This is a genomic window from Gillisia sp. CAL575 (assembly GCF_000403785.1).
GTDB lineage: Bacteria > Bacteroidota > Bacteroidia > Flavobacteriales > Flavobacteriaceae > Gillisia.
In genome coordinates this window covers 1-25,052 of the sequence record NZ_APHJ01000030.1, presented here as the reverse complement: position 1 = coordinate 25,052, position 25,052 = coordinate 1, and the positions used below count along the sequence as shown (strand labels likewise).

The following is a 25,052-nucleotide window of genomic DNA, read 5'->3' as shown; positions in this document are numbered from 1 at the left end:
AAATATTGGAAATAAAAATGAAGAAGGTTTCTTTGGGGATTATGCTTTTCTTCTGAAGAAATTATAAAATAAAGAATCACCTATTAAGGCAGTTAGAAAAAGTGGAAATTGAAGTTATTGTATCAAACATTAAATTGATACTTTCTCGCATAAAAAAATATAACAAAAAAAAGGGAACATCGTTAGATATCCCCCTTCCTATATACCCTCCCCGATTAAAGTATATTTAACTACTATCTTTAATTAGAGATTTTAATATTCTTCCTTTTTAGAGAATAAAGATCCAATCTTCTATCCTTCATGTTTCTTACACTTCCAAAACTGTGCAGTTCTTTTAGCAGATCCAGATCTACATCTACTAATAAAGTACTTTCTGTGTTAGGTGTAGCCTCTGCTTTAATTCCGTTAACGGGAAAGGCAAAGTCAGATGGTGTGAATACCGCTGACTGTGAATACTGAATATCCATGTTATTTACCTTAGGTAAGTTTCCAACAGAACCTGCAACAGCAACATAACATTCATTTTCTACGGCTCTGGCCTGAGCACATATCCTCACTCTGGAATATCCATTCTGGGTATCGGTCATAAACGGAACAAAAAGGATCTTCATTCCATCTTCTGCCAATAATCTAGGCAATTCCGGGAATTCTACATCATAACAAATAAGCACTCCAATCTTACCACAATCAGTATCAAAAGTTTTAAGTTGTGTCCCACCTTTTATTCCCCAGGCAGATTCTTCAGCTGGAGTGATATGTAATTTCTCATATCGTTCTACACTTCCATCTCTTCGGCATAAAAAGCCAACATTATGCATGTGTTCTCCCACAGCTTGTGGCATACTTCCGGTGATGATATTGATGTTATAATTTATCGCGAATTTTTTAAACGTTTCCAACAACCTATCGGTATAACTGGATAATCCTCGAATTGCTTCAGCTTCATTTAAATGATTGAATTGCGCCATCAGGGGGGCGTTAAATAATTCTGGAAACAATATGAAATCACTTTGGTAATCACTTACTGCATCTACAAAGAATTCAATTTGTTCTACTAAGGAATCATAATCTTTGAATAAACGCATTTGCCATTGCACTAAACCTAGCCTTACTACCTTCTTCTTAGTATTAATTAACTTCTCTGGTTTAGTGTAATATATATTATGCCATTCCATTAGAGTTGCAAATTCTAAACTTTCATGATCACCAGGCAAATATCCTTTAATCACTTTTTTAACGTGAAAATCATTAGATAACTGAAATGAAAGAACAGGATCATGAATCTCCTTCAACTTCACTTTATCTATATATTTTTTTGGAGTTAAAGTTTCAGCATATTCCCCATAATTTGGAATTCTACCACCGAAGATGATAGATTTCAGATTAAGTTGTTCGCAGAGTTCTTTTCTTGCTTCATATAATCTACGTCCAAGCCTCATTCCGCGATAATCTGGAAGAATAAAAACATCTATCCCATAAAGTACATTCCCATCTTCCGTATGATTGGCAAATTCATGACCTCCAATTATATCATTGTACTTATGATCATCATCATACTTATCATAATCTACGATCATAGATAAGGCACAACCTGCAATTTTCCCATCTATAACAATACAAAATTGCCCGTCGGGAAACTTGCTTACCAAAGTAGAAATATCTGCTTTGCTCCAATAAGAATTGGATAATGCACTATATACCTGAACCATGGATTTTTTAAACTCTACATAATCTTTAACTCGTAAATTTCTTAATTCTATTGTAGCTGAATCTAACACAGGATCTAAATTTAATTTTACACGAAGATACAGTAGTTTACATTTATTCAAAAATGAATAACATCAATTTAGCAGTGAGTAAAAAATAAGAAGATTTACTGCCATTCAGGGTAAAGGGAAGAATCTCTGCAAAGAAAGATTCTCATGTTAGAGATTCCTCCTCCGCCGGAATGACAAAAACGTATCTGTCATTTTGAACGGAGAGCAGCGAAGTGAAAAATCTCAATGAAGCAGAATCTCATTAATAAGAGATTCCTCCTACCGTCGAAATGACAAAAATGTATCTGTCATTCTGAAAGAAGCATAGTGAATTGAAGAATTTCAATGAAGCAGAATCTCATTAATAAAAGATTCCTCCTACCGTCGGAATGACAAACAATAAGGAAATAAAAGACTGTCATTTTGAACGGAGAGCAGCGAAGTGAAAAATCTCAATGAAACAGAATCTCATTAATAAGAGATTCCTCCTACCGTCGGAATGACAAAAATGTATCTGTCATTCTGAAAGAAGCATAGTGGATTGAAGAATCTCTGCAAAGAAAGATTCTTATATTAGAGATTTCTCCTCCGTCGGAATGACAAAAAAGTTAAATTGCATTTTGTTCAAATAGTAATCGGGGTCGAAATAATAAAAAACTTAAATCCTGACAATATTATTCTTTACTGCAAAGAGCACCATTCCAACTCTACTTTTAACTTGTAGTTTAGAGAACAAGCTTTCACGATAGCCATCTATAGTTTTTGGACTTAAATGCATTTCTTCCGCAACCTCTTTATATGTCTTTTCTGAACAAGCATGGTTTAAAAATTCCATTTCTCTATTGGTAAGATCACCATAGTTTTTTGAAGTATGCAGATCCATTACTTCTACAATTTCTTCGCTAAAATAATAGCCACTGGAATTAACAGATTCTAATGCATATAGAAATTCTTCTGGCTCTATATCTTTTAATAAATAACCTCTACTACCCATTCTAATCATTTTAATAATGATTTCCTCGTCATGTTCCATAGTAAGGGCCAATGTTTTTTGCTCGGGAAAATGCTCTTTTAACCAGGACATTGTGGAAACCCCATCCATTATTGGCATTCTAATATCTAACAAAATAATATCCGGACGTTTGTGATTAGCTTTAAAATAATCTAGTAATTCCTGTCCGTTCTTTAGGACTTTTAATACCTCATATTCTTGAAAAGAATTTACAAGACCTTGAAGAGATTGTGCAAACAATGTGTGATCGTCAACGATGACTATCGTCTTTTTCATAGGGAAGAGACTTTTTTAGGATAATTTAAAGACAAAGAAGTTCCTTTATCTGGAATGGACTGAATTTCTATTTTAGTATTTATAAGCGCAGCGCGACTTTCCATATTAATTAAACCAGAACTTTTGATAACTTCATCAATATTAAAACCTTTTCCATTGTCTTTTATACTGATATTCATCTCATCTATATGATACTTAATATGCACCTCTATCTTGGAAGCGCTTGCATGCTTTATAATGTTAGAGAAAAATTCCTGAATTATTCTAAATAGAATTATAGAATCTTTTTCAATAATATCAAAAGTTTCACCTTCGGTAAAAATTTCGGTTTTTATATTATTAAGTCTCTCAAATCTAGATAATTCATTTTTTATTGATGCCTCAATCCCGGTGTAACTTATCACTTCATTATTTAAGGATTTGGAAAGGGAACGTACCTCTTGCAAGGAATTAGAAACAACTTCTTTAATATCTTTAACAGATTGTTTGACCTCCTCGTCCACTGTCCCTGTTAGAATATTTAGTTGCATATTAGCAACCGACAGTAATTGCCCAATATTATCGTGCAATTCCCAGCTAACATTTTTTAAAGTTTGTTCTTGAATTTCAATTTTAGACTGTGCCAATTCATTTTCGAAACGTTTTTCAGCTTCAAATTTCTCATAAAGTAGTGTGTTCTTTCGTTTGTGGAAAGTAATAAAGAAGATTATAGCAAAACTGGTCAATAATAGAATGACCACAATAAAATAAACAATAAGTAGAAGTTCTTCCTTAGCTAGCATGCAATCCAATTAATTTAACACAAGTTTACGAGAAATTAATTGAAATTAAGAATTTTAACAAAAAGAGAATCCGATGATTCGCATAATTTTTACTGAGAAATAGTTTTCAAACCTAAATCGGAATTTCTTTTTGCGCAATAAATAAATGCAAGGGAAAACATGCCATACATGAAAATATTACTATACATCAAAACAGTTGTATACATGTTAATAAATTCAACATTTTCAATAGAAAAATAAGCACTATATATTTGAATTGGAGGTACACATAAATGCCAAATTAGAAGACCTATAGAAACATAAAAGAGTAAATTATTTTTAAGGTATAGAATTCTATCACTAAGTATTAGCTCAAAATAATAGGTAGAAATAGCAATTATTAGCAATACAACTCCTGCAATAAGAATTGACATATCATAAGTAAAGAAAATCTGATTTGTACTTGATAATTTAATTATTCCGAATCCGATAAAAATAAGTAAGGCATAATTTAAAATTCTTTTGTACTTAATTCTTTCAATCTGTTTAATATATAAAAAGCTGTAAAAAGAAAGACTTATTAAATGTAACCAATTATATAACCAGACATTACGAGTAAATAATGAATCTTTTAAAAAAGGGAATGTTTTATAATCATCAAAAAAAGCCCATAAAGAATATAAACCACTAAGATCTATCAAAAACACAAACCATATAAACCATGAGAAATATATAATTTCCTTTCGAACTTTTGGAGTTTTATTTAAATAGTAACTGCCACTTATAGCTGCAATAAATTCAAAAATATAAGTAACATAAATTTTATTTTCTATTATAAAATCCAGCATATGTCTTTTATCACTATTAGTATCCTAATGGAGGCCATAATCTGCCAGTTCCATTAAACGGTTCTATATCATCATTTACAACATCTTCGTATTCTTTCTCCATTTACATTAAATTTTAGCAACAGAAAAAAGTAAGTAACTCCTCTTCTCCACTCATTTTATGGAACACTCTTGTTTTGATTTATCACAGGAAATTGTTTTTGCTGCGCACAATAGATAAAAGCAAAAATATAGGTGCTATATAGCAACACATTAGATAAATAAAAAATTGATTGGTATAATTTCACAAATTCCGGGCTTATAGTATTGCTAAAATATTTAAAGTAAATCCAGAGTGGCAACGAAATTAAATTAAAGAGAAGAAATGCTACAGAGACATAAAATTTAACACTTCTTTTTATATCCAATAATTTTTCATCTCGAAGTAACTCATAATAATAAAAACTAATTGCTAAAAATAATAATGCAACACCAAAAAATAATGTAAAGTAAGAATGAGAAACAAACAAAACATCAGAAAAAATAAGAATCAAGAAACTTGAAATCACAAAAACAATTACTGAATAGTTTAAAATATTCTTTAGAATTCTGCTTTGAAGGCTCCTTCCGAAGTAATAACAGTAAAATGCAAAACTAACAACTAAATAAGGATTAAATAACCAAAAATTGGTGTACCAAACAGTGTCTTTTAAATGATGTAATGCTTCATTATGGTAAATAATTGCAGGAATAAGCCCTGTAATTTCTACTGTGAAAGTAATAAGCAAAAAATACGTAAGCAGCTTGTTACTTAAATCATTTGGCATTTTTTTTAAATAATAAATCCCTGCAATAACACTAAAACCTTCTAAAAAAATTGCAATAAACAAAAATAAGAATTGCATTAATAATTTATTGGAGGATAACCATTAGAGCCTATATTCATAGGATCTATATCATAATTATTTTCATTATTCACAGCTTCTCCATCTTCTAAAATAGGATTAGATTTCTCTTTGGTGGGAGCTAAAAAAATTGTAGCATAACTTTTTTTAGTAGGAGTTTTCGCATAAGCCCCAAAATATATCCTTATCCCAGGTTTACTTATTCCCTGTGCGATAGATTGTTCTTTTACATAATCTAGGTAATCTTGTAACTCTTCCAAACTATACCAAAACTCACGTGTGTCTTGGTAACCTTGGGCTTGTTCAATTTCTAAAGCTCGTGATTCTTTCCATTTATTCTGAAGTGCTTTCGCCGCTTCTACTGATATGCTTTTACTAGGTTTTGCCATACTTGATAATTCAAATTTTGTTAAAAGTAAAATTTTTCTTTAACATATTTTTCTAAATCCGAAAAAAGGGGAAAAATCCCCTTTATTACAATTAACCTATTATATAAATTTGATTTATCATTCTACTTGATATAAAAGTTAGGATGAAACAAAATAAAGTGTCGAAATGTGTGAATAATTATTAGGTAGGGCTTCTAATTATTGAAAAATGCATTCCCGGCACTTTTTCGTTTATAGTAATTTCTTCAGAAAAAGAATAACCTCAGAAAAGCGAATAAAATAAAAAAAGGGAAAAACCCCCTTGTAGTAGATTAAAGTGTAGCGTATTTTTGGTTTGAAATAAATGTTGAATGTTTCAAAAAAAGAAGTGTCGTTTAATGTGTGATGTATTACTAGGTGGGGCTAATAATAGATCTAATAACACAAAAGACGACACCTTTTTATTAAAAGAAAGAAGATTTTAAGATAATTTATGTTCTAGATATTAAACCTTAATTTCTAGAACATAAAAAGGGGAAAAATACCCTTGCGAGAAATTAGAGTCAAGCTTATTTTTGAGTATTCAATTAATTAGCTTTTATATGTTAAGGTTAAAAAAGTGTCGTTAGAAATGCAAATCGATTTTTAGGTAGGGCTTTAAATCTTTAAAACATTTTAACCGACACTTTTTCGTATTAACTTTAAAACGTAATATTTGTTATTTTATTTCAATTAAGGCAAATGAGACTTCATCTCCAATAACTTTTTGAGCCATCGTATTTATTCCTTCCTCAGAAAGCTGCAAAACTCTTGGATAGCCTCCTGTTGTTTGGCAGTCTCTCATTAAAACAATTAATTTGCCAGAAGGAGTTAGCTGTACCGTACCCGGCAACACAGGCCCTGTAATAATAGGTTTAAGTGAGTTTACGAGAGGTTCCTGAAGTTGTATTGCCATTCTATTGTTATTATTATCTACCTTAAAACGCATACTTAGTATTTTTTTTTGCTGGGAAAGTGAAAGCAAATTCAATTCTGGTCCTTCATAAACCTCTATGCTTAGATCTTCAAGATATCCCGAATCAATTTTGGCACTCGCATTGATAGAAAAAGATTGCCTTTTAGTTGAAAAATATTCTAATCTCATTCCCTTCTGCAAAGTTTCAAAATTAGTTATATACCTATACCAACTATAGCTCTCCATATTTTTTTCTGAAATAAATCCTCCCTCAATTCCAATATATCCTCTACAACCTAGATTTCTCTTCCCAAAAGATAAGACATCATTTTTATTTATTTGAAGCAGCTTATTATTTAGCACAACACGATCGTTAATCTTTGGGCTTAATTGTGCTCCGCATATAGAAATAAAACTAGCTTCTAAAAACTTTAATTTAGGTCCCAGCTGAGTGATTTCCAATACAGGTTTATCTATAGAATTACCTAAAATGAGATTGGCAATTTTTGCAGAATAAGAATCCATAGCACCACTTAGAGGTACACCAAATTTTCTAAAATTAAATCTTCCCAAGTCTTGAATAGAAGAATATAATCCCGGATGTAAAACTTCAATCTCAGCCATGATATTTTTCGCTTTTTAATTGAAAATTACCGCACTTTATTTCTTCTGAAATATCTAAATATTCCTTTTTTGAAATCGAATAAAATTTCACTTTATCTCCAGGTAAAATAACTGATGGAGGTTCGTTATTTTTATCGAAAAAAATGAGTGGAGAATTTCCAACAATTTGCCATCCACCCGGACTGGTTTTTGGATAAATTCCAGTCTGATTTTCACCTATTCCAACAGCCCCTTTTTCTACCTTTAATCTAGGGGTTTCTTTTCTCGAAATTTTCAACTTTTTATCCAAGCCACCTAAGTATAAAAAACCGGGTAAAAATCCTATGAAATAAACTGTGTATATAGGAATCGTATGAATCTCAATGATCTCTGAAATTTTAAGGTTTTTATCTTTGGAAATATGAACCAAATCCAGTCCGAATTCTTCATCATAACACACCGGGATATTAAAAATATTTGGGGAGATATTTTTACCTATATTAGGATTGGAAATAAGTGCTTTAATTGTTAAAACTTCATTATAGAGGTTTTCTATAGTGTTAGGGTAAATAATTAGTAATGAACAATATGTGTTTATTATTTCAACCTTTTCTTTAACTAATTCGTTTTCTATAAATTCTTTGATATTTAAAAGCTTTTCGAGCAGATTTTCATTGATCTTTGGTTCAAAATCTATAAGAATAGCCTTGTCCCCCATCGGTTTTATTTGTGGATATTCGTGGCTCATCTCTTTGCTATTTTGATATTCATTTTACTGAATTCCTGATCCAGAAATTTGATGATTTCTACGGAATTTGGAGTGTCACTATGAAGACAATAGGTAGCTGCTACAGAGGGTATTTTGATATCATTTTCACACACAATTTTACCTGTTGAAAACATGGAAAAAAGATGCTTAAAAACATCTTCTTTTTGAATGATCAATGCATTGTTTTTTGTTCTAGAAACGAGGCTAAGATCTGGGTTGTAATTACGGTCTGCAAAGGCTTCAAAAACTACTTCCATTTTACCGTTTGCAAGTTCAGAAATAATAGAATTCTGAGGTGCATAAAGCTTCAGATTTAAGTTAGATTCAGCTATTGAATTTAAAATTATTTTTGCTATTTTTTGGTCTTTTACGGCATCATTATAAAGTGCTCCGTGCGCTTTGAAATGAGTTAATTTTCCTCCTTGATTTTTTGCTATTGCATCAAGAGAAAAAAGCTGTTCTTGGATGGATTTTTTAAGTTCATTTTCTGAAATATCTAAAGACTGTCTTCCAAAATTTTCGATATCAGGATAAGAAGGATGCGCTCCAATTTCAACATTATATTCCATAGCCATCATAACTGTTTTATGCATTGTATCTGCATCTCCAGCGTGTCCTCCACAGGCGACATTACATGCCGAGATATGTGGCATTAATTGAGCATCGAACTTTCCACCCTCTCCTAGATCACAGTTAAGATGAATTATTTGCATAGAATTGATTTTAGAAGTTTTGAAGCACCGAATATATAGACTTTGCACCCAAGAATATAGAAATCACAATAATTATAAGTCCTAAAACATTTTGAATTAAGGAGTTCTTATATTTTCCCATTACAGAAGTTTTGTTAACTATCCAAAAAAGGAATAATGCAATTATAGGTAATAATAAACCATTAGCTATTTGCGCAAACCGAATTATCTCTATAGGACTAAACCGCAGGGAGGAGAAAATCACACCCAAACCTAAAATAGTTATCCAAACAGCTCTAAATTTAAAAGATTTCATTCCGTTCTCCCAACCAAAACATCCTTTAACCACATAAGCGGAGGCTAAAGGTGCAGTAATGGCAGATGTAATTCCGGCTGCTAATAAACCTACTGCTGTAAACCAAGTGGCATATTTTCCAAAAAGAGGATTTAAGCCTAACGCCAAATCTGTTGCTGAGGAAACATTTGCCAAATTTGGAGCCGCCGCACAGATCACAATTGCTATAGAAACAGTTCCTCCCAAAATTATTGCAGCTGTAAGTTCCCTTCTTGCTATTTTAAGCTTAGAAGTATCTTTCCATTTCTCACTGACCAAAGATGCATGTAAAAATAGGTTATATGGCACTACAGTAGTTCCAACTAGAGCGATCACAGTTAAAACTCCATCGGATCCCATTTTTGGTATAAACATACCTTCTAAAATAGCTGAGAAATCTGGCTTGGTGAGAAAAGCAGTAATTATGAAGGAAATACTCATTAAGGCCACCAAACCAATAAAAACTCGTTCTAAAACTTTGTAATTACCTATGTAGAGTAAGGAAAAAGCAATTGCTCCAATAACAACGCTCCAAATATTAAGATTAAATGAAGATCCAAGCTGAACTTCTAAAGGGGAGAGCACTGCCGTAATACCTAATACCGCACCGGTAATATTTCCAGCTTCATAAGCCGCATTCCCAATTACAATTGCAGAAAGGATTAAAATAATTGCTAAACCTCGAAAAACTGGGTGCTTAATTTCTTTTCTAATACTTTCGCTTAAACCAGTTTGAGAAACAATCCCTAATCTTGCTGCCATTTCTTGGAGCACTATACAAGAGATGATCGATAATAATAAAGCCCATAATAAAGCGAATTGAAAATTCACACCAGCCAAAGTACAAACTGTCACTGTTCCCGGACCAATAAATGCAGCCGACACTAAAATTCCCGGACCTACATTTTTAAACCAGTTTCTCACTTTTGCACCTTAGATTCCTGCAGGGCGTATAATGCAAAACTACCTAACCAATGACCACCTTCATAACTATCTCCCACTAAATTGGGGAAGGATTTTGTGACATGGCGATCTGCCACAGCTCTTAAATGGGAATATTTATCTGGGTATGTATTGGCCAATCCGTATAAAACCCAAGCTCTGCTAAAATTAAGTCCATCCAAGTGGACTAACTTTCCATCAGTTCTATCAGAAACTTTTCCTACAGCCATATCAAATTCTTTATTTATTAATTCTGGCATAAAATCCTGAATCCACAAAGGGAATGCTGCCTTAGGTAATACTTTTCGCATAATATCAACTTCTTGTAAACAAGGGGATAAAAAGTCGAATCCGCTAGGTTCATAACTTACAGGGCAATTATCATCTTTTAAGTAAAATTGCTTTGCTCTAACCTCTATTAATTCCTGAAATTCAGAGTTCCCAACAGCATCAGCATAATCATATGCAAAACTTAAAGCGAATGCCGTATTAGTATGTTCTCCAACTCGTATTGGGTAAATTAATTTAGGTAGAAACTCAGTAAAATTAGCAACCATAAGATCTGATAATGGCTTCAAATTTGCCGCCAATTCTTCTCCTAGATCAGAATCCCAAGTTTGAAGCTCTTGAGCTAATTTAAGTAACCAAGCCCAGCCGTAGGTTCGCTCGTAATCTTTATTATTTTCAGTTTTAAAATAGGCCACTTCTGCAGCTATATTTTCTTTAGAGAGCAAGTCTTCTAATTTCGCCTTAATCTCCTCTGCATTTTCCAGCTTTGGGAATTGTTTCAACAATTTTACTAAGGTCCACTGAGCATGGACGGAAGAATGCCAATCAAAACAACCATAAAAAGCAGGATGTAATTCAATTGGCGCTTTAAGATCTTGTTTTCCACCTAAAGTTTGACCTAACTTATTAGGATACTCGGTATTTATACAGGCTAATGGTAAAGCCGCAAGTTTGTTTGCCTGATCAAGATTCAACTCGATGTACTCTGTACCTAAGATCGTATCTATAGAAATATCCTTTTCAGAAATGGTATCAGAATCCACATCTTTGGTCAAATTTGTCTTATTTCGTTCATCTCCTTTGCAGCCCATTAAAAAAATAAGCAAAACACTCAACAATGATATTTTTGTTTTCAAGTAGGTATGTCTTTAAGTAAATTTCTCAAATGTATTAAAATCTTATTTAAGCGATAGTTATGTTAGAAAATTTTAACCTAACCAACCTTCTCTATCCAAACTTCTATATTGAATTGCTTCGGAAATATGGCTGCCTTGAATATTTTCACATTCTGAAAGATCGGCAATGGTGCGGGAAACTTTAAGAATTCTATCATAAGCTCTTGCTGAAAGATTTAATCGTTCCATTGCAGATTTCAGAAGAGCTTTTGAAGAATCCTCCAGTTTACAAAATTCTGAAATCTGCCTCACGCTCATTTGGGCATTATAATGCACCTTCTCATCCTCTTTGAAACGTTCTGTTTGAAGCTGTCTAGCATTTGTAACTCTTTTTCTTATATCTACGCTTTTTTCTCCTGTGCGCTCCTCACTTAATTTTTCAAAGGGAACGGGTGTTACTTCAATATGGATGTCTATTCTGTCCAACAATGGGCCGCTAATTTTACTAAGATAGCGCTGCATTTCTCCCGGAGAAGAGGACATGGGGGAATCTGGATCATTAAAAAATCCACTAGGACTAGGATTCATACTCGCAACCAGCATAAAGCTTGAAGGATAGGTAACAGTAAATTTTGCTCTAGAAATTGTCACTTCCCTATCTTCCAAAGGTTGTCTCATAACTTCCAGAACACCTCTTTTAAATTCTGGTAATTCATCTAGAAATAAAACTCCGTTATGAGATAAGGAGATTTCACCGGGTTGCGGGTATGCCCCACCACCAACAAGTGCAACATCTGAAATGGTATGATGAGGACTTCTAAATGGTCGCTGAGACATTAATCCTACGTGATTGTTAATCTTTCCAACAACACTATGGATCTTTGTGGTTTCCAATGCCTCATGAAGCGTCATAGGCGGTAAAATACTAGGCAATCTCTTAGCCAGCATAGTTTTTCCTGCTCCTGGCGGGCCAATAAGTATAATGTTGTGACCTCCAGCGGCCGCGATCTCCATACAGCGTTTTATACTTTCTTGACCTTTCACATCGGCAAAATCATGCTCTAAGTGTTCTAGGTTATCATAAAATTCTTTCTTCGTGTCTATAATTGTTCTTTCCAGCGGAGTTCCTTTATCAAAATAATTGATCACCTCCAAAATATTGGAAACCCCATATACTTCTAGTCCGCTAACAATTGCAGCTTCCTTCACGTTTTGAATTGGCAAAATAAATCCCTTGTAGCCTTCTTCTTTTGCTTTTATGGCAATTGGCAAGGCTCCTCTAATAGGTTGAAGACTTCCATCTAAAGAAAGTTCTCCCATGATAAGAAAATCTCCTATATCTTCTGCTTTAATTTGATTGGATGCTGCGAGGATTCCAATGGCTAACGTAAGATCGTAAGCAGAACCTTCTTTGCGAAGGTCGGCTGGAGCCATATTAATAGTGATCTTCTTGCCGGGAAATTTATAAGAATTGTTTTGAAGAGCAGCAGCTATTCTAAAACTGCTTTCCTTTATTGCATTGTCTGGGAGTCCTACCAAATGGTAACCGATTCCGGTTGCTACATTTACTTCTACAGTGATCGTAGTAGCTTCTACTCCAAAAACAGCGCTACCATAAACTTTTACCAGCATCTAATTATCATTTTAATTAAATGTAGTAAAAATTTATGGTAGATTGACTGTTAGTTATTTAGCACATTTTTCCTGTAATGCTCAATAAGAGCATCTATGGGTCTTCGAATAATATTACCTATCTCAAGATTATAAGGTTGCGCAACCGCCCTAATAATATCCTGACTAAAGTAGGCGATGCTGCCTATGAAATGAATTGGTACAGTTTGAGCTTGTTTAAAAGAAAGTACGCGAGTATGCATAAATTCTTTAAGTCCCTCATGCACTAATTTATAGAAATATCCATTTCTCTCATTTGTAAAAATGAATTCAGCAAAAGAAGCTAAATAAGTATTCGGATTTTCTTTCTTGTAAAGATTCTTCTTAATCTCATCGCTATTCAAATTGAAATCTTTTTCAAATTTAGCTGCGATATCTGGTGGCATTCTTTTATAGTAATAATCTCTAATCAATCTCTTTCCGAAGTAATTTCCACTGGCTTCATCCATAAGAATATATCCTAAAGATTCTACAGCCATGTGAACATCTTTACCGTCAAAATAACAGCTATTAGAACCAGTACCCAAAATACATACTATTCCAGGTTCTGTGGTAGCGGCATAAGCAGCAGCAACCATATCTTCCTTCACCATAACTTCTGAAGCATTCGTAAAGAAATTTGCAATTATATCTTCTAAAAGTTTTCGCGGAATTTCAGTTCCGCAGCCTGCTCCAAAAAAATGAACTTTTTCAATTTCATTCCTAACCTCAAATAAGTCGGAATTTTCTTCTATACGTTGTTCCAGCATAGCTTCAGGAAAAACTGCAGGATTCAAACCTTTTGTACGAGTTTGGAATACCTGTTCCCCTTTCCTATTTAGAAGAATCCAGTCACATTTGGTGGAACCACCATCAGCAATTAATATCATTGTAGTTTCTTTATAAGATAAAATACGCCATTTATTTTCAACTTATCGCGTAAATAAATGGCAATTTATAATTTAAATTGAAGCAACGTGTGCTGCAAGCTCAACTAATTTAGCAGAATATGCATATTCATTATCGTACCAAGCTATTAATTTAAAGAAATTATCGTTTAAAGCTATTCCTGCTTCAGCATCAAAATTACAAGTATATGGGTTAGAGACAAAATCTTGAGAAACTACCATGTCTTCAGTGTAAGAAACCACTCCTTTGTATGCGCCTTCTGAAGCCTTTTTAAATACTGCTTTTATTTCTTCATAGGTAGCAGCTTTTTCAGTTCTCACTGTAAGATCTACAACAGAAACGTCTACAGTTGGTACTCTAAAAGCCATACCTGTAAGTTTTCCTTTTAATGAAGGGATCACTTTAGTTACCGCTACTGCAGCACCTGTAGAAGTTGGAATAATGTTATTTAAAGCACTTCTTCCTAATCTATGATTCTTTTTATCTGGAGAATCTACAGTATACTCTGATGCTGTAGTTGCATGAACAGTGGTCATTAAACCTTCTACCAAACCAAACTCGTCATCTATAATTTTAGCTAAGGGTGCTAAACAGTTGGTTGTACATGATGCATTAGACACAATAGTATCTTCTGCTTTTACATCCATATGGTTTACTCCCATTACAAACATTGGAGCATCTTTAGATGGTGCAGAAATAACTACTTTTTTAGCTCCAGCTTTTAAATGAGCTCCAGCAGATTCTTTAGTTGTAAATATTCCAGTACAATCTAAAACCACATCTACTTTTGCTTCATCCCATTTAAGATTTTCAGGGTTACGCTCTCCAGTTACTCTAATAGTGTTTCCATTAACTATTAAATGACCATCCTTAACCTCAACAGTTCCGTCAAATTTTCCATGAACAGAATCGTATTTTAAGAGGTAAGCCAATTGATCTACATCTAAAAGATCGTTAACAGCTACTACATCTACTGCATCATTTAAAATAGCATTTCTAAAAGCTATTCGTCCAATTCGGCCAAAGCCGTTTATTCCAATTTTAGTACTCATAATATGTATTTTCAATTATTATACTGAAGTAATATCAGCGACTCTTCTTAAATTCTTATCGTATTTAGCACCATTTTTAATTGCCGTCTCCAATGGAACTGAAACTACTTTTTGATGATGGATTCCAACCATAATGGTTCGCTCTCCATTTATAAGTGCATCTACAGCACCAATTCCTAGTTTACTTGCCAAAACTCTATCATAACAACTTGGAGACCCTCCGCGTTGAATATGTCCTAATACAGAAACTCTAATTTCATAATCTTCTAGATGTTCTTCAATATATTCGGCTAGTTCAAAAATATTCTTTCCACTTTTGTCTCCTTCAGCAACAACTATGATGCTTGAAGTTTTTCCAGACTTTCTACTTTTCTTAAGCGATTCTACTAAACGCTCTATTCCTCGATCTTCCTCAGGAATTAATATTTCCTCTGCACCTGCTCCAATACCACTATTTAAAGCAATATCTCCAGCATCTCTTCCCATTACTTCTACTAAGAACAACCTGTTATGGGAGCTTGCAGTATCTCTAATTTTGTCTATTGCTTCTACAACCGTGTTCAGGGCAGTGTCGTACCCAATGGTAAAATCTGTACCATTAATATCATTATCTATAGTTGCAGGAATTCCTATTATTGGGAAATCGTGTTCTTCATTAAAAATAAGAGCACCTGTAAATGTTCCATCTCCTCCAATAACTACCAAGGCATCAATATCAGCATTTATTAAATTCTCGTAAGCCTTCTTTCTTCCTTCTACGGTTTGAAATTCCTTTGATCTCGCAGATTTTAAAAAGGTACCTCCCCGACTTATAATATTTCTAACAGATCTCGCATTGAGTTCCTCAAAATCATTTTCTATTAAGCCTTGATATCCTCTATAAATCCCAACGCATTCAATCTCTTGAAAGGCACAACCTCTCACCACCGCGCGGATTGCGGCATTCATTCCGGGAGCATCACCCCCTGAAGTAAGCACTCCAATTTTGTTAATTTTTACTTGCATTACTGTAAAGCTATTTGATTTGTTCCTTATTTCCTAATCGCTTCATTCACTAAAACGTTTTCGGTTAATAACTCATAAAAAAAGCCTCAATAATGAGGCTTTTTTAAAGAATTTAGAAAAATACTTAGTTGTTTATCAATATTTTGTATTCCCAAGGCTTAAATTCCATCTCCATATCCTTTTTAAGATCCACCTCTCCAGAGTTCATAAAATCCTCAAATTTACCATCTAATTCCATCTTGAATTTTACTGGTTCTTTTGTAAGGTTTGCAACGTAGACAAGCATATCATCTCCACTTCCTCTAGAGAAAGCTAAAACTTGATTATCTTTTGTAGTTTTTAATCTATTATAAGTAGCCGCTTTTTTACCACCTGCTAATGCTTTCTTATTATTTTTCAGTTCTCCTAACTTAACTAAAACTGGCCAAACTTTTCCTTTGGTTTTAGGAATACTATCTTTCTCAAAGAATAACAATCTGCGATCCATGTCATACTCCTGCCCACTGTATATCAATGGCATTCCAGGTAAGGTATAGGTAAAGGCTAACATAGCTTCTCCGGCATCACCCATTCTTTCTTGTACGGTACCATTCCATGAATTTTCATCGTGATTAGTTACAAAATTCATTAAGAAATCGTCTTTTTGATATAAAGTATCGATCTTAATCATATATTCATCCCAAGCCTTCACTCCCTTTTTTCCTTGTGAGATCTCATTCATGATATGATGACCTTCCCAATTATATCCCATATCGAAAGCATCATGAAATAGATCCTTATCTTCAGATTCTGCCAACATAAATACTGGCTTTACTCCCTTAATAGAAGATACCGCTTGTTTCCAAAATTCAGTTGGAACTTCTCCAGCAACATCTGCTCTAAATCCATCTATATCATGATTCTCTACCCAATACTTCATATCATTGGTCATTGCTGTCCAAAGCTCTTTATTTTCATAATTAAGATCTGCAGTGTCTGTCCATCCCCAAGATTCACCGGTTGCTGGGTTTAATGGATCTACAATTTCCCCTGCTTCATTTTGAGTATAATATTCTGGGTGCTCTGCAATCCATGGGTGATCCCATCCTGTATGGTTTGCTACCCAATCTAAGATCACGAACATTCCATTCTCATGGGCTACGTCTACCATGTTTTGAAAATCCTCGATAGTTCCAAACTCAGGATTCACTTTAGTATAATCTGCAACCGCATAATAACTTCCTAAATATTTTTCTCGTTCTTTTTCATCTTCAATTTCACTAACCATTTTTCCACCAGTAGCTTTTCTATTCTTCATAGAAATAGGATATACTGGCATTACCCAGATCACTTTTACTCCTAATTCTTTTAACTGAGGAATATCCTTAGTAAATTCATTAAAAGTTCCTTCTGGGGAATACTGACGGATATTAGCTTCATAGATCACAGCATTTTCTAGGTCGCTGTCTTCAATACTCACTTTTTGCTCCTCCTTTGGAGTTTCAGAATTGGTTTTCTCTTTATTTTCATCTTTACAAGACGCCATTACAGCTACCATGCAAAATGACAATGCCATTTTTTTAATCATAGGATATTAGGTTTAAATTAATTGAATTCTATTTTTATAATCGTTTCATTTTGATCGAATCTTACTGGGATATTTAATTTCCCTTGGTGCATATAATTCTTACCTGTAAACTTTATTCCCTTCACCCATACAAACTTTACTTCCTTCTTAAGATTCTCAATATGTAAGTCTATTAGCTTTATTTCTGAATTTGCATTCTCCCCAACTTCCTTAGAAATTGTAAGAGTTATTGAATCCAAGGTTACCTCAGATTCCATTTTCACCTTTTCAAACATTCCTTTTTCGAAAGCATTAGGAGTTTTTCCGTCATCATTGTAAATAATTGAAATACTCTTTTTTGCTTGCTCATCAAAATAGAAATATACATCCAGAGCTGAAGCATCATAATTATCTGTGGTTTGCATTGGTCTTGCCATTGGGATAAATGCACCACCTCTAACAAATACTGGAATGTGATCTTCTAACACTTCTACCAATGCTTCTGTTCCTTTTGAATATTTCTTACCGGTGTAGAAATCGAACCAGTTACTTGTAGAAGGAAATGTCACTTCTTTAGATATAACTCCCGGATTTAATATTGGTGAAACCAAGAAACTGTCTCCCCATAAATAGGTGTTGGAAATTGCGTACATTTTATAATTGTCTGGCTCTTCAAAAAATAAAGGTCTCATTAACGGATTCCCAGAAATATGATTTTCGAAGGCCAAGCTATAGTTATATGGCAATAATTTATATCTCAATTCAATGGCTTTTTTAGCCAATCCTTTGGTCTTTTCATTTTTAAATACCGGTTCCGATGCTACATCCTCCTGCGCATGTGGGCGGAATATTGGCTGAAAAACTCCATATTGCAACCATCTAGTATACAACTCATCATCTTCCAGATCTCCAGCAAATCCACCCAGATCGGAATGCATATAAGCCAGGCCTTGTAATCCCATCTGTAAACTTATCTCGGGTTGTGGTTTTAATCCGCTCCAACCTCTATTAACATCTCCAGACCAAGGAATTAATCCAAAACGTTGGGATCCCGCTGCTCCCGCTCTCATTAAAATAAAAGGACGCACTTCAGGAAAATCAGATTCATATCCTTCTTTTAGCATTTTCGCCCAATAATGTCCATATATATTATGAACCTCATCTGCAGATCCAATACTATGCTTCAATTTTGTTGGATGCACTTCTGGTTCCCCAAGATCTCCCCACCATCCTGCAACACCGAATGACTTAAGATCTTTATAGATATTCCAAAACCACTCTTTTCCTTTTGGATCAAAAATATCTACCAATCCTGTGTTTCCGAAGTAAAAATCAAATTTGAATGGATTTCCTAAGGAATCTGTTGCTAAAACCTTTTGCTCCACAGCATCATCCCACTTTTTGGAAGTAGTAAGAATAAATGGTTCTGTAACTAAAACAGTTTTCACCCCTTGATCTGCCAGTTTTGCAATCATTTGTTTTGGCTCCGGGAAAGAATCTCTCACAAATTCCAGATTTCCCATAGTGCCTTTTATGTCGTGTCCAAACCAATAAAGATCAAGAATAACAGCGTCCACCGGAATACTGTCCTTTTTGAATTTAGCAATGGTGTTTTCAACTTCTTTTTGTGAATGATATCCAAATCTACTAGAGAAATTCCCGAAAGCCCATCTTGGAGGTAATGGTTGACGCCCGGTTAAAAGTGTGAAATTCTCTGTAATCTTCTCCCAGGTTTTCCCTACAATTAGCTGATAGGTCTTCCTTCCACTAATTGTCTCGTAACTTAAAGTGTTAGAATGGTCACTGTCCAGATCTAAAAATCCAATAGGAGCATTATCGAAATGCAGCATATATTTTTCTGAAGACAAGACCATTGGTAAAGTATAATTCAATAAAGAGGATTTTGTACCATACCCATAATCTGCACGATTATATAATTCTAATCTATTTCCTCTTCTGTTCATTCCTAAAGCACGGGCTCCTCCACCCATAAGCATTTCGTATTCTGAGATATTGAAATCTAGTTTTTCATGAGTCTCAGATCTTGAATATCCCATTTTTTCTGAAATCACTTCTTCTCCTTCATAGAAATACTTCACCTGAAATGGCTTTTTGGTGATAAGTACCGTAATTCCGGAAGTAGCGATTTTTAATGAATTAGCATCTTCTGTAACTGTTGGTGTTATTTCTGAAGGCTTTAGAACTACAGAATAAGACTCTGCATTGTAAGTCTCCTCTGTCGGAATAAAACTGGTTTCCATAATCTCGGGCGTGAATGCTTGGAAACGGTATTTCCCATCGTTGGTAGATACCGAAACAATACCAGCCTGTTGTACGAAGCTTTTAAAAGTTCTATTTGCGTTTTGAGCTGAAATGAAGAAAGAATTCATTCCGAAGAAAATTAAAAGCAAAAGACGTTTTATATTATTTGGAAGGATCTTCATAATTGCTATTTCAGTTTTAATTTACATACATTTAATTGTCACGTCGAGCCTTTCGTCTACGCTCAAGACAGGCTAAAGTCGAGACGTTTTTGTTTGACCTTTCGACTCCGCTCAAGGTGACAAAACCTATTTTAATTCAACAATTAAAGAGGATTTACCCTTAATATTTAAGCTATTGTTCAAATTAACTTGCTCTCCTGTTATAATATCTTTTCCTGAAGTGCTTCCGTCTAAACCTTCAGAAAAACGAGAGAGTTCTAATTCCTGAGCTTCAGGATTATTATTGATCACCACCATCACACGTTCATTCTCATTATATCTAAAATAAACATACACGTTATTTTCTGGTAAAAACTGAAGCAATTTCCCAAAGTGAAGTACTTCCTTATCTTTTCTATAATTGAGTAATTTCTTTGTAAAAGAATGGTAAGCTTCCTGATCTTGAGTTCTTCCGGCTTCAGTAAATGCATTATTCTCATCTCCTTTCCAGCCTCCCGGAAAATCTCTACGAATATCGCCATCTCCTTTTTCAGCTTTATTGCCTTGCATTCCTATTTCATCTCCATAATACAACTGCGGAATCCCTCTCGTGGTAAGAACAAGTGTCATAGCCATCTTATATTTTTCTACATCTCCGTTGTAAATATGATTGATCCTATCTGTATCATGATTTCCTGCAAAGACCAACAAATTATCGATATCTGCATACAAGAAATCATTCACAAAATTCTCGTAAGCCTTCACCATCCCCTTGTCCCAGCTCGCATTGTCTTCATTAAATATGCTGGTAATAGCATCATGCAAGGTGAAATCCATTACAGATGGCAAATTGGAATTATAGCTTTGAATCGCCCCGATTGGACTATCTTTTTGCCAATAAGATATCTGTGATTGGTCATGCATCCAAACCTCACCAACAATATTGAAATTTGGGTATTCGTCCATGATAGATTTTGTCCATTTGGCAATTCCCTCTTTATCATTATAAGAATACGTATCTACACGGTATCCATCTAAATCGGCATATTCTATCCACCAAATCGCATTTTGAGTAAGATAATTCAATACTAAAGGATTACTCTGATTAAGATCTGGCATAGTACTCACAAACCATCCTTCTACACAGTATTTCCAATCCCTTTGAGACCTGTTAGGATCGTACTGAGTGGTCATTCTGTAATTTGAATTGGCATAACCCGGAAACTGGTGGATCCAGTCGTAAGTAGGTAGATCCTTGATCATCCAATGCTCTGCTCCCCAATGATTGGTAACATAATCCATCACCAATTTCATATCTCTCGAGTGCATTTCTGCAGCCAACCTTTTATAATCTTCGTTAGATCCATATCTAGGATCTATATTATAAACGTCACTTTGTGCATAAGTATGGTAAGAATAAGCCTTGTCGTTATCTTCTAATAACGGCGTACTCCAAAGCGTTGTAATTCCAAGATCTTCTAAATAATCTAAATTATTGATCACTCCTTGTAAATCTCCACCATGGCGACCACCTAAATTTGTGCGATCTGCTTTTTCCACCATTTTTTCTGAAGAATCGTTATCCGGATTTCCATTCGCAAAACGATCCGGCATAATAAGATACATCGCGTCGCTGGCATCAAAACCTTTTCTAAAAGCAGAACCTGCTCTTCTTTCTTTCAAATCATAGGCCTTGGTAAATCCTTTTGATCCTTTCTTACTGAAATTAAAAGTGTAAGAACCTGCAGAAAGATCTTTAGTTTGGATGGTTATAAATACATAATTAGAATTTTCTGTTCTAAGTACATTTTCTACTACCACTTCTTTTGAAGCAGACACCTCGTATAAAGCAATATCCTTTCCGTAGAACATGATCTGAAGACTGGACTCATGCATATCGCTCCACCAAAAAGGGGGCTCCACACGATCTATTTGTGCAAATGTAGAAAGACTAAAAAATACCGGAATAAGAAAAACTAACTGCTTCATTTTTATAATTTAATATGCACCACAAAATGTGTGGCTGTGACTAAACTTCTACTGCATCATTTGGATGCACTTCTATAGATTTTCCTTTTACTAAAATACTAATTGGTTCTGTTCCTTCTAAATTAAAAGTAGTTTTCTCTTTAGTTACATTAACCTTTAAGATCTGGTTTCTAAAGTTCACCTTAAAAGAATATGCATCCCATTGGTCTGGAATTCTTGTATCAAAAGATAATTGATCGTTCACCACGCGCATTCCTCCAAAACCTTCTACAATACTCATCCAAGTACCAGCCATACTAGTAATATGACAGCCTTCTTTTACCTCATTATTATAATCATCTAGGTCCAATCTAGAAGTTCTCACGTAAAACTCATAGGCTTGTTCCATTCTACCTAACTTGGCAGCTTGAATACTGTGTACACAAGGAGAAAGCGAAGATTCATGTACTGTTAGCGGTTCATAAAAATCGAAGTGCTTAGCAAGATCTTCATCATTAAACCTGTCTTCAAAAAAGTAGAATCCTTGTAAAACATCTGCTTGCTTAATGTAGCATGATCTTAAAATTCTATCCCAGCTCCATTTCTGATTAATCGGTCTACTGGTTTTTGCTAAATCTTCAACGGGAATTAATTCCTTATCCAGGAATCCATCCTGTTGGAGAAAAACGCCAAACTCTTCTGAATAAGGGAAATACATGTTTTCTGCAACTTCTTTCCATTTCATCAATTCAGCTTCAGAAAGATTGGTTAGACCGTAAATTCGGTCATAATCCTCTGCATGTCCGTCTTTAACTTTGTTTAATGTTTCTAAACAATACTCAATACACCATTTAGCTAAATAATTAGTGTACCAGTTGTTATTCACATTGTTCTCATATTCATTAGGTCCTGTAACTCCAAGAATCACAAACTTTTTTTTATCCTTACTAAAAGTCGCTCTCTGTTGCCAAAAACGTGCAATAGCGATCATTACTTCTAGTCCTTTTTCAGGTATATAATCGAAATCTCCAGTATAACGCACATAATTATAGATAGCAAAAATCATTGCTCCATTCCTGTGGATCTCTTCAAAAGTGATCTCCCATTCATTATGACTTTCTTCACCATTCATAGTCACCATAGGATACAAAGCCGCTCCATTGGTAAAACCTAACTTTTCAGCATTTTCTATAGCCTTATCTAAATGGTTATATCTATAAGTCAGTAAATTTCTTGCAACTTGCTGATCTTTAGTAGCCATATAAAATGGAATACAGTAAGCCTCGGTATCCCAATAGGTGCTTCCTCCATATTTCTCACCGGTAAATCCTTTTGGTCCAATATTCAATCGCTCATCTTTACCTGAATAGGTTTGATTTAACTGAAAAATATTAAAACGGATTCCTTGCTGTGCTTTCACATCTCCAGAAATAGAGATATCTGCCATTTCCCAAGTCCTTGCCCAAGCATCTTTTTGATCCTGAAGCATGCCGTTATATCCTGTACTAACTGCTGTAGATAACACCTTTTTGGCAGCAACGACTAAATCATTTCTATCATGATTCATATCTGTAACGTAGCCTGCAAATTTTTGCAAGCTCACTACATCTCCTTTTTCTGCTGAAATCTCATAGGTAAAGACAATCTTATCCTGCTCTTTTTCTTCTTTATGAGTTAACTCAACTTTTTCACCATTCATTAAAACTTCAGATTGCATAAAAGTGCAAGCATGAAATTCTGTCTTCAATGTTTTTGAAACTATAAAACCTTGATTGTCGGAAGAACTAACTTCCAAAGTTTTCCAGAACTTCTCTTCCCAGTTAGCATCTATATTGGAAACACCACTATCCAAGTAGGGTTGGAAAGTGATCTTTGCGTCTCCAGAAATTAATTCTATTTGATAATCTATAGCTCCAATTTCATCTAGTTCTAAAGACAAAAATCTGGTAGCACAAACTTTTATTGTAATATCATTGGGCAAGGTGGCAACGAAACTACGTTGGTACCAACCTTCCTTCATATTCAACTCTCTGCGATAATCTATTACCTTTGTACAGGTATTTAGATCTAGAGCTTCTTCATTCACAAAAACATTGATCCCAATCCAGCTAGGAGCATTTAATACTTTTGCAAAATATTCTGGATAGCCATTCTTCCACCATCCAACTTTAGTTTTATCTGGGTAATAAACCCCTGCGATATAACTCCCTTGAAATGTCTCTCCTGAATATTGTTCTTCAAAATTAGCGCGCTGGCCCATTTTCCCGTTTCCAATACTGAATAAACTTTCTGAAGATTCTACTCGATCCTTATCGAAACCTTCTTCTATGATAGACCAATTGTCTGGTTTTATATAATCTTGATTCATACTTACGTAGTCAATAAATTTTTTATAAAGTCTATTTCAATTTCTTCAAAACTGTTGAAAATATGATCTGCTTCATGCAAAACATCTTTCTCACCAATTCCAATACTTGTCATTCCTGCAATATTTGCAGCTTGTACTCCGGCTACAGAATCCTCGAAGACCAAGCAATTTTCCTTAGCTACTCCAATTTTTTCAGCAGCAATAATAAAAACTTCAGGATCTGGCTTAGCTTTACTTACATCATTCCCATCCACAATCGCATGGAATTTATCCATCAGTCCTGTTTTCTTCAAGATTGGTCTTGCATTTTTACTTGCAGATCCTAATGAGATTGGAATATTTTGTTCAGTAAGAAAATCTATAATTCTAGAAACTCCAGGCAAGATATCCTTACTGGTAAGATTGGTGATATAAGAAAGATAATGGTCATTTTTTGCTGCCATTTTTTCCTTGAATTCATCTTCAGATAAACTCGTATTTCCCCATTTTAATATTTTCTCAAGAGATCGCACTCGGCTAACCCCTTTTAATTCTTCATTTTGAAGTTCTGTAAAATCGAAACCTAAGTCATTAGCCAATTTTTTCCAGGCTAAGAAGTGGAATTTCGCAGTATCTACAATCACTCCATCTAAATCGAATATTACTCCTTTAATTTTGCTCACTAATATTAATTTTTCGTTGTGTTTGAACTCTTAGGGTTAAGATTCCCGCTAAGATCATTGAGAAACCTCCTATTAACAATGCGTAAATAGGTTCATTCCCAAAAAATTCTTTTACTAAAAATCCTAAAATTGTGGCTGCCACAA

20 protein-coding genes and 1 pseudogene are annotated in these 25,052 nt (G+C 34.3%); all 21 read right to left on the bottom strand.

Features of this window, described 5'->3' with window-relative positions; translation table 11 throughout:
* Positions 1–239 precede the first annotated feature (239 nt).
* A complete protein-coding gene (locus I130_RS10825; protein WP_034923021.1) occupies positions 240–1,778 on the bottom strand; it encodes a carbon-nitrogen hydrolase family protein in 1,539 nt (512 codons plus the stop codon).
* A gap of 637 nt (positions 1,779–2,415) precedes the next feature.
* Positions 2,416–3,045, bottom strand: coding sequence for a response regulator transcription factor (locus I130_RS10820; protein ID WP_034922925.1), 630 nt, complete (start codon positions 3,043–3,045; stop codon positions 2,416–2,418).
* Complete coding sequence (locus I130_RS10815) at positions 3,042–3,827, bottom strand: sensor histidine kinase (protein WP_034922923.1); 786 nt, start codon at positions 3,825–3,827, stop codon at positions 3,042–3,044. Before I130_RS10815 ends, I130_RS10820 begins: the two co-directional genes overlap by 4 nt.
* An 89-nt stretch (positions 3,828–3,916) precedes the next feature.
* A complete protein-coding gene (locus I130_RS10810) occupies positions 3,917–4,654 on the bottom strand; it encodes a hypothetical protein (RefSeq protein WP_034922921.1) in 738 nt (245 codons plus the stop codon).
* Positions 4,655–4,812: 158 nt separating this feature from the next.
* On the bottom strand, positions 4,813–5,538 hold the full coding sequence (locus I130_RS10805) for a hypothetical protein (protein WP_034922919.1): 726 nt from the start codon (positions 5,536–5,538) through the stop codon (positions 4,813–4,815).
* On the bottom strand, positions 5,538–5,927 hold the full coding sequence (locus I130_RS10800) for a hypothetical protein (protein ID WP_051119687.1): 390 nt from the start codon (positions 5,925–5,927) through the stop codon (positions 5,538–5,540). The genes I130_RS10805 and I130_RS10800 overlap by 1 nt, the downstream gene beginning before the upstream one ends.
* Positions 5,928–6,624: 697 nt before the next feature.
* Positions 6,625–7,485: a biotin-dependent carboxyltransferase family protein gene (locus I130_RS10795; protein WP_034922917.1), complete on the bottom strand. Its 861-nt coding sequence runs from the start codon at positions 7,483–7,485 to the stop codon at positions 6,625–6,627.
* The gene (pxpB, locus tag I130_RS10790) at positions 7,478–8,212 is read right to left on the bottom strand and encodes a 5-oxoprolinase subunit PxpB (protein ID WP_034922915.1); all 735 of its coding nucleotides are present in this window, start codon (positions 8,210–8,212) and stop codon (positions 7,478–7,480) included. Before pxpB ends, I130_RS10795 begins: the two co-directional genes overlap by 8 nt.
* Entirely contained in the window at positions 8,209–8,946 is a 738-nt protein-coding gene (pxpA, locus tag I130_RS10785) for a 5-oxoprolinase subunit PxpA (RefSeq protein WP_034922912.1), read from the bottom strand. Before pxpA ends, pxpB begins: the two co-directional genes overlap by 4 nt.
* Before the next feature lie 10 nt (positions 8,947–8,956).
* Positions 8,957–10,183 carry an Nramp family divalent metal transporter gene (locus tag I130_RS10780; RefSeq protein ID WP_034922909.1) on the bottom strand — a complete coding sequence of 409 codons (1,227 nt, stop codon included), beginning with the start codon at positions 10,181–10,183 and terminating at the stop codon, positions 8,957–8,959.
* Positions 10,180–11,301 (bottom strand): DUF2891 domain-containing protein, encoded by a 1,122-nt coding sequence (locus I130_RS10775; protein WP_051119686.1) that lies wholly within the window; start codon positions 11,299–11,301, stop codon positions 10,180–10,182. The genes I130_RS10780 and I130_RS10775 overlap by 4 nt, the downstream gene beginning before the upstream one ends.
* Positions 11,302–11,418: 117 nt before the next feature.
* Complete coding sequence (locus tag I130_RS10770; protein ID WP_034922903.1) at positions 11,419–12,957, bottom strand: YifB family Mg chelatase-like AAA ATPase; 1,539 nt, start codon at positions 12,955–12,957, stop codon at positions 11,419–11,421.
* A gap of 50 nt (positions 12,958–13,007) precedes the next feature.
* Positions 13,008–13,865: an N-acetylglucosamine kinase gene (locus tag I130_RS10765; RefSeq protein WP_034922900.1), complete on the bottom strand. Its 858-nt coding sequence runs from the start codon at positions 13,863–13,865 to the stop codon at positions 13,008–13,010.
* A gap of 72 nt (positions 13,866–13,937) precedes the next feature.
* Complete coding sequence (gene gap, locus I130_RS10760) at positions 13,938–14,936, bottom strand: type I glyceraldehyde-3-phosphate dehydrogenase (protein ID WP_034922897.1); 999 nt, start codon at positions 14,934–14,936, stop codon at positions 13,938–13,940.
* An 18-nt stretch (positions 14,937–14,954) separates the two neighbouring features.
* Positions 14,955–15,941, bottom strand: coding sequence for a 6-phosphofructokinase (gene pfkA / locus I130_RS10755; RefSeq protein WP_034922894.1), 987 nt, complete (start codon positions 15,939–15,941; stop codon positions 14,955–14,957).
* A 124-nt stretch (positions 15,942–16,065) separates the two neighbouring features.
* Entirely contained in the window at positions 16,066–17,508 is a 1,443-nt protein-coding gene (locus I130_RS10750; RefSeq protein WP_083932907.1) for an alpha-amylase family glycosyl hydrolase, read from the bottom strand.
* A 17-nt stretch (positions 17,509–17,525) separates the two neighbouring features.
* Positions 17,526–19,931, bottom strand: a complete 2,406-nt coding sequence (locus I130_RS10745; RefSeq protein ID WP_034922891.1) for a TIM-barrel domain-containing protein — start codon at positions 19,929–19,931, stop codon at positions 17,526–17,528.
* A 126-nt stretch (positions 19,932–20,057) separates the two neighbouring features.
* Positions 20,058–21,899, bottom strand: coding sequence for a glycoside hydrolase family 13 protein (locus tag I130_RS10740; RefSeq protein ID WP_034922888.1), 1,842 nt, complete (start codon positions 21,897–21,899; stop codon positions 20,058–20,060).
* Positions 21,900–21,939: 40 nt separating this feature from the next.
* Positions 21,940–24,246, bottom strand: a complete 2,307-nt coding sequence (locus I130_RS10735; RefSeq protein ID WP_034922885.1) for a glycoside hydrolase family 65 protein — start codon at positions 24,244–24,246, stop codon at positions 21,940–21,942.
* 2 nt (positions 24,247–24,248) lie between these two features.
* Positions 24,249–24,899 (bottom strand): beta-phosphoglucomutase, encoded by a 651-nt coding sequence (gene pgmB / locus I130_RS10730; RefSeq protein ID WP_034923018.1) that lies wholly within the window; start codon positions 24,897–24,899, stop codon positions 24,249–24,251.
* A pseudogene (locus tag I130_RS16815) lies at positions 24,895–25,052 on the bottom strand (MFS transporter); the annotation flags it as partial. The gene pgmB and the pseudogene I130_RS16815, both read right to left, overlap by 5 nt.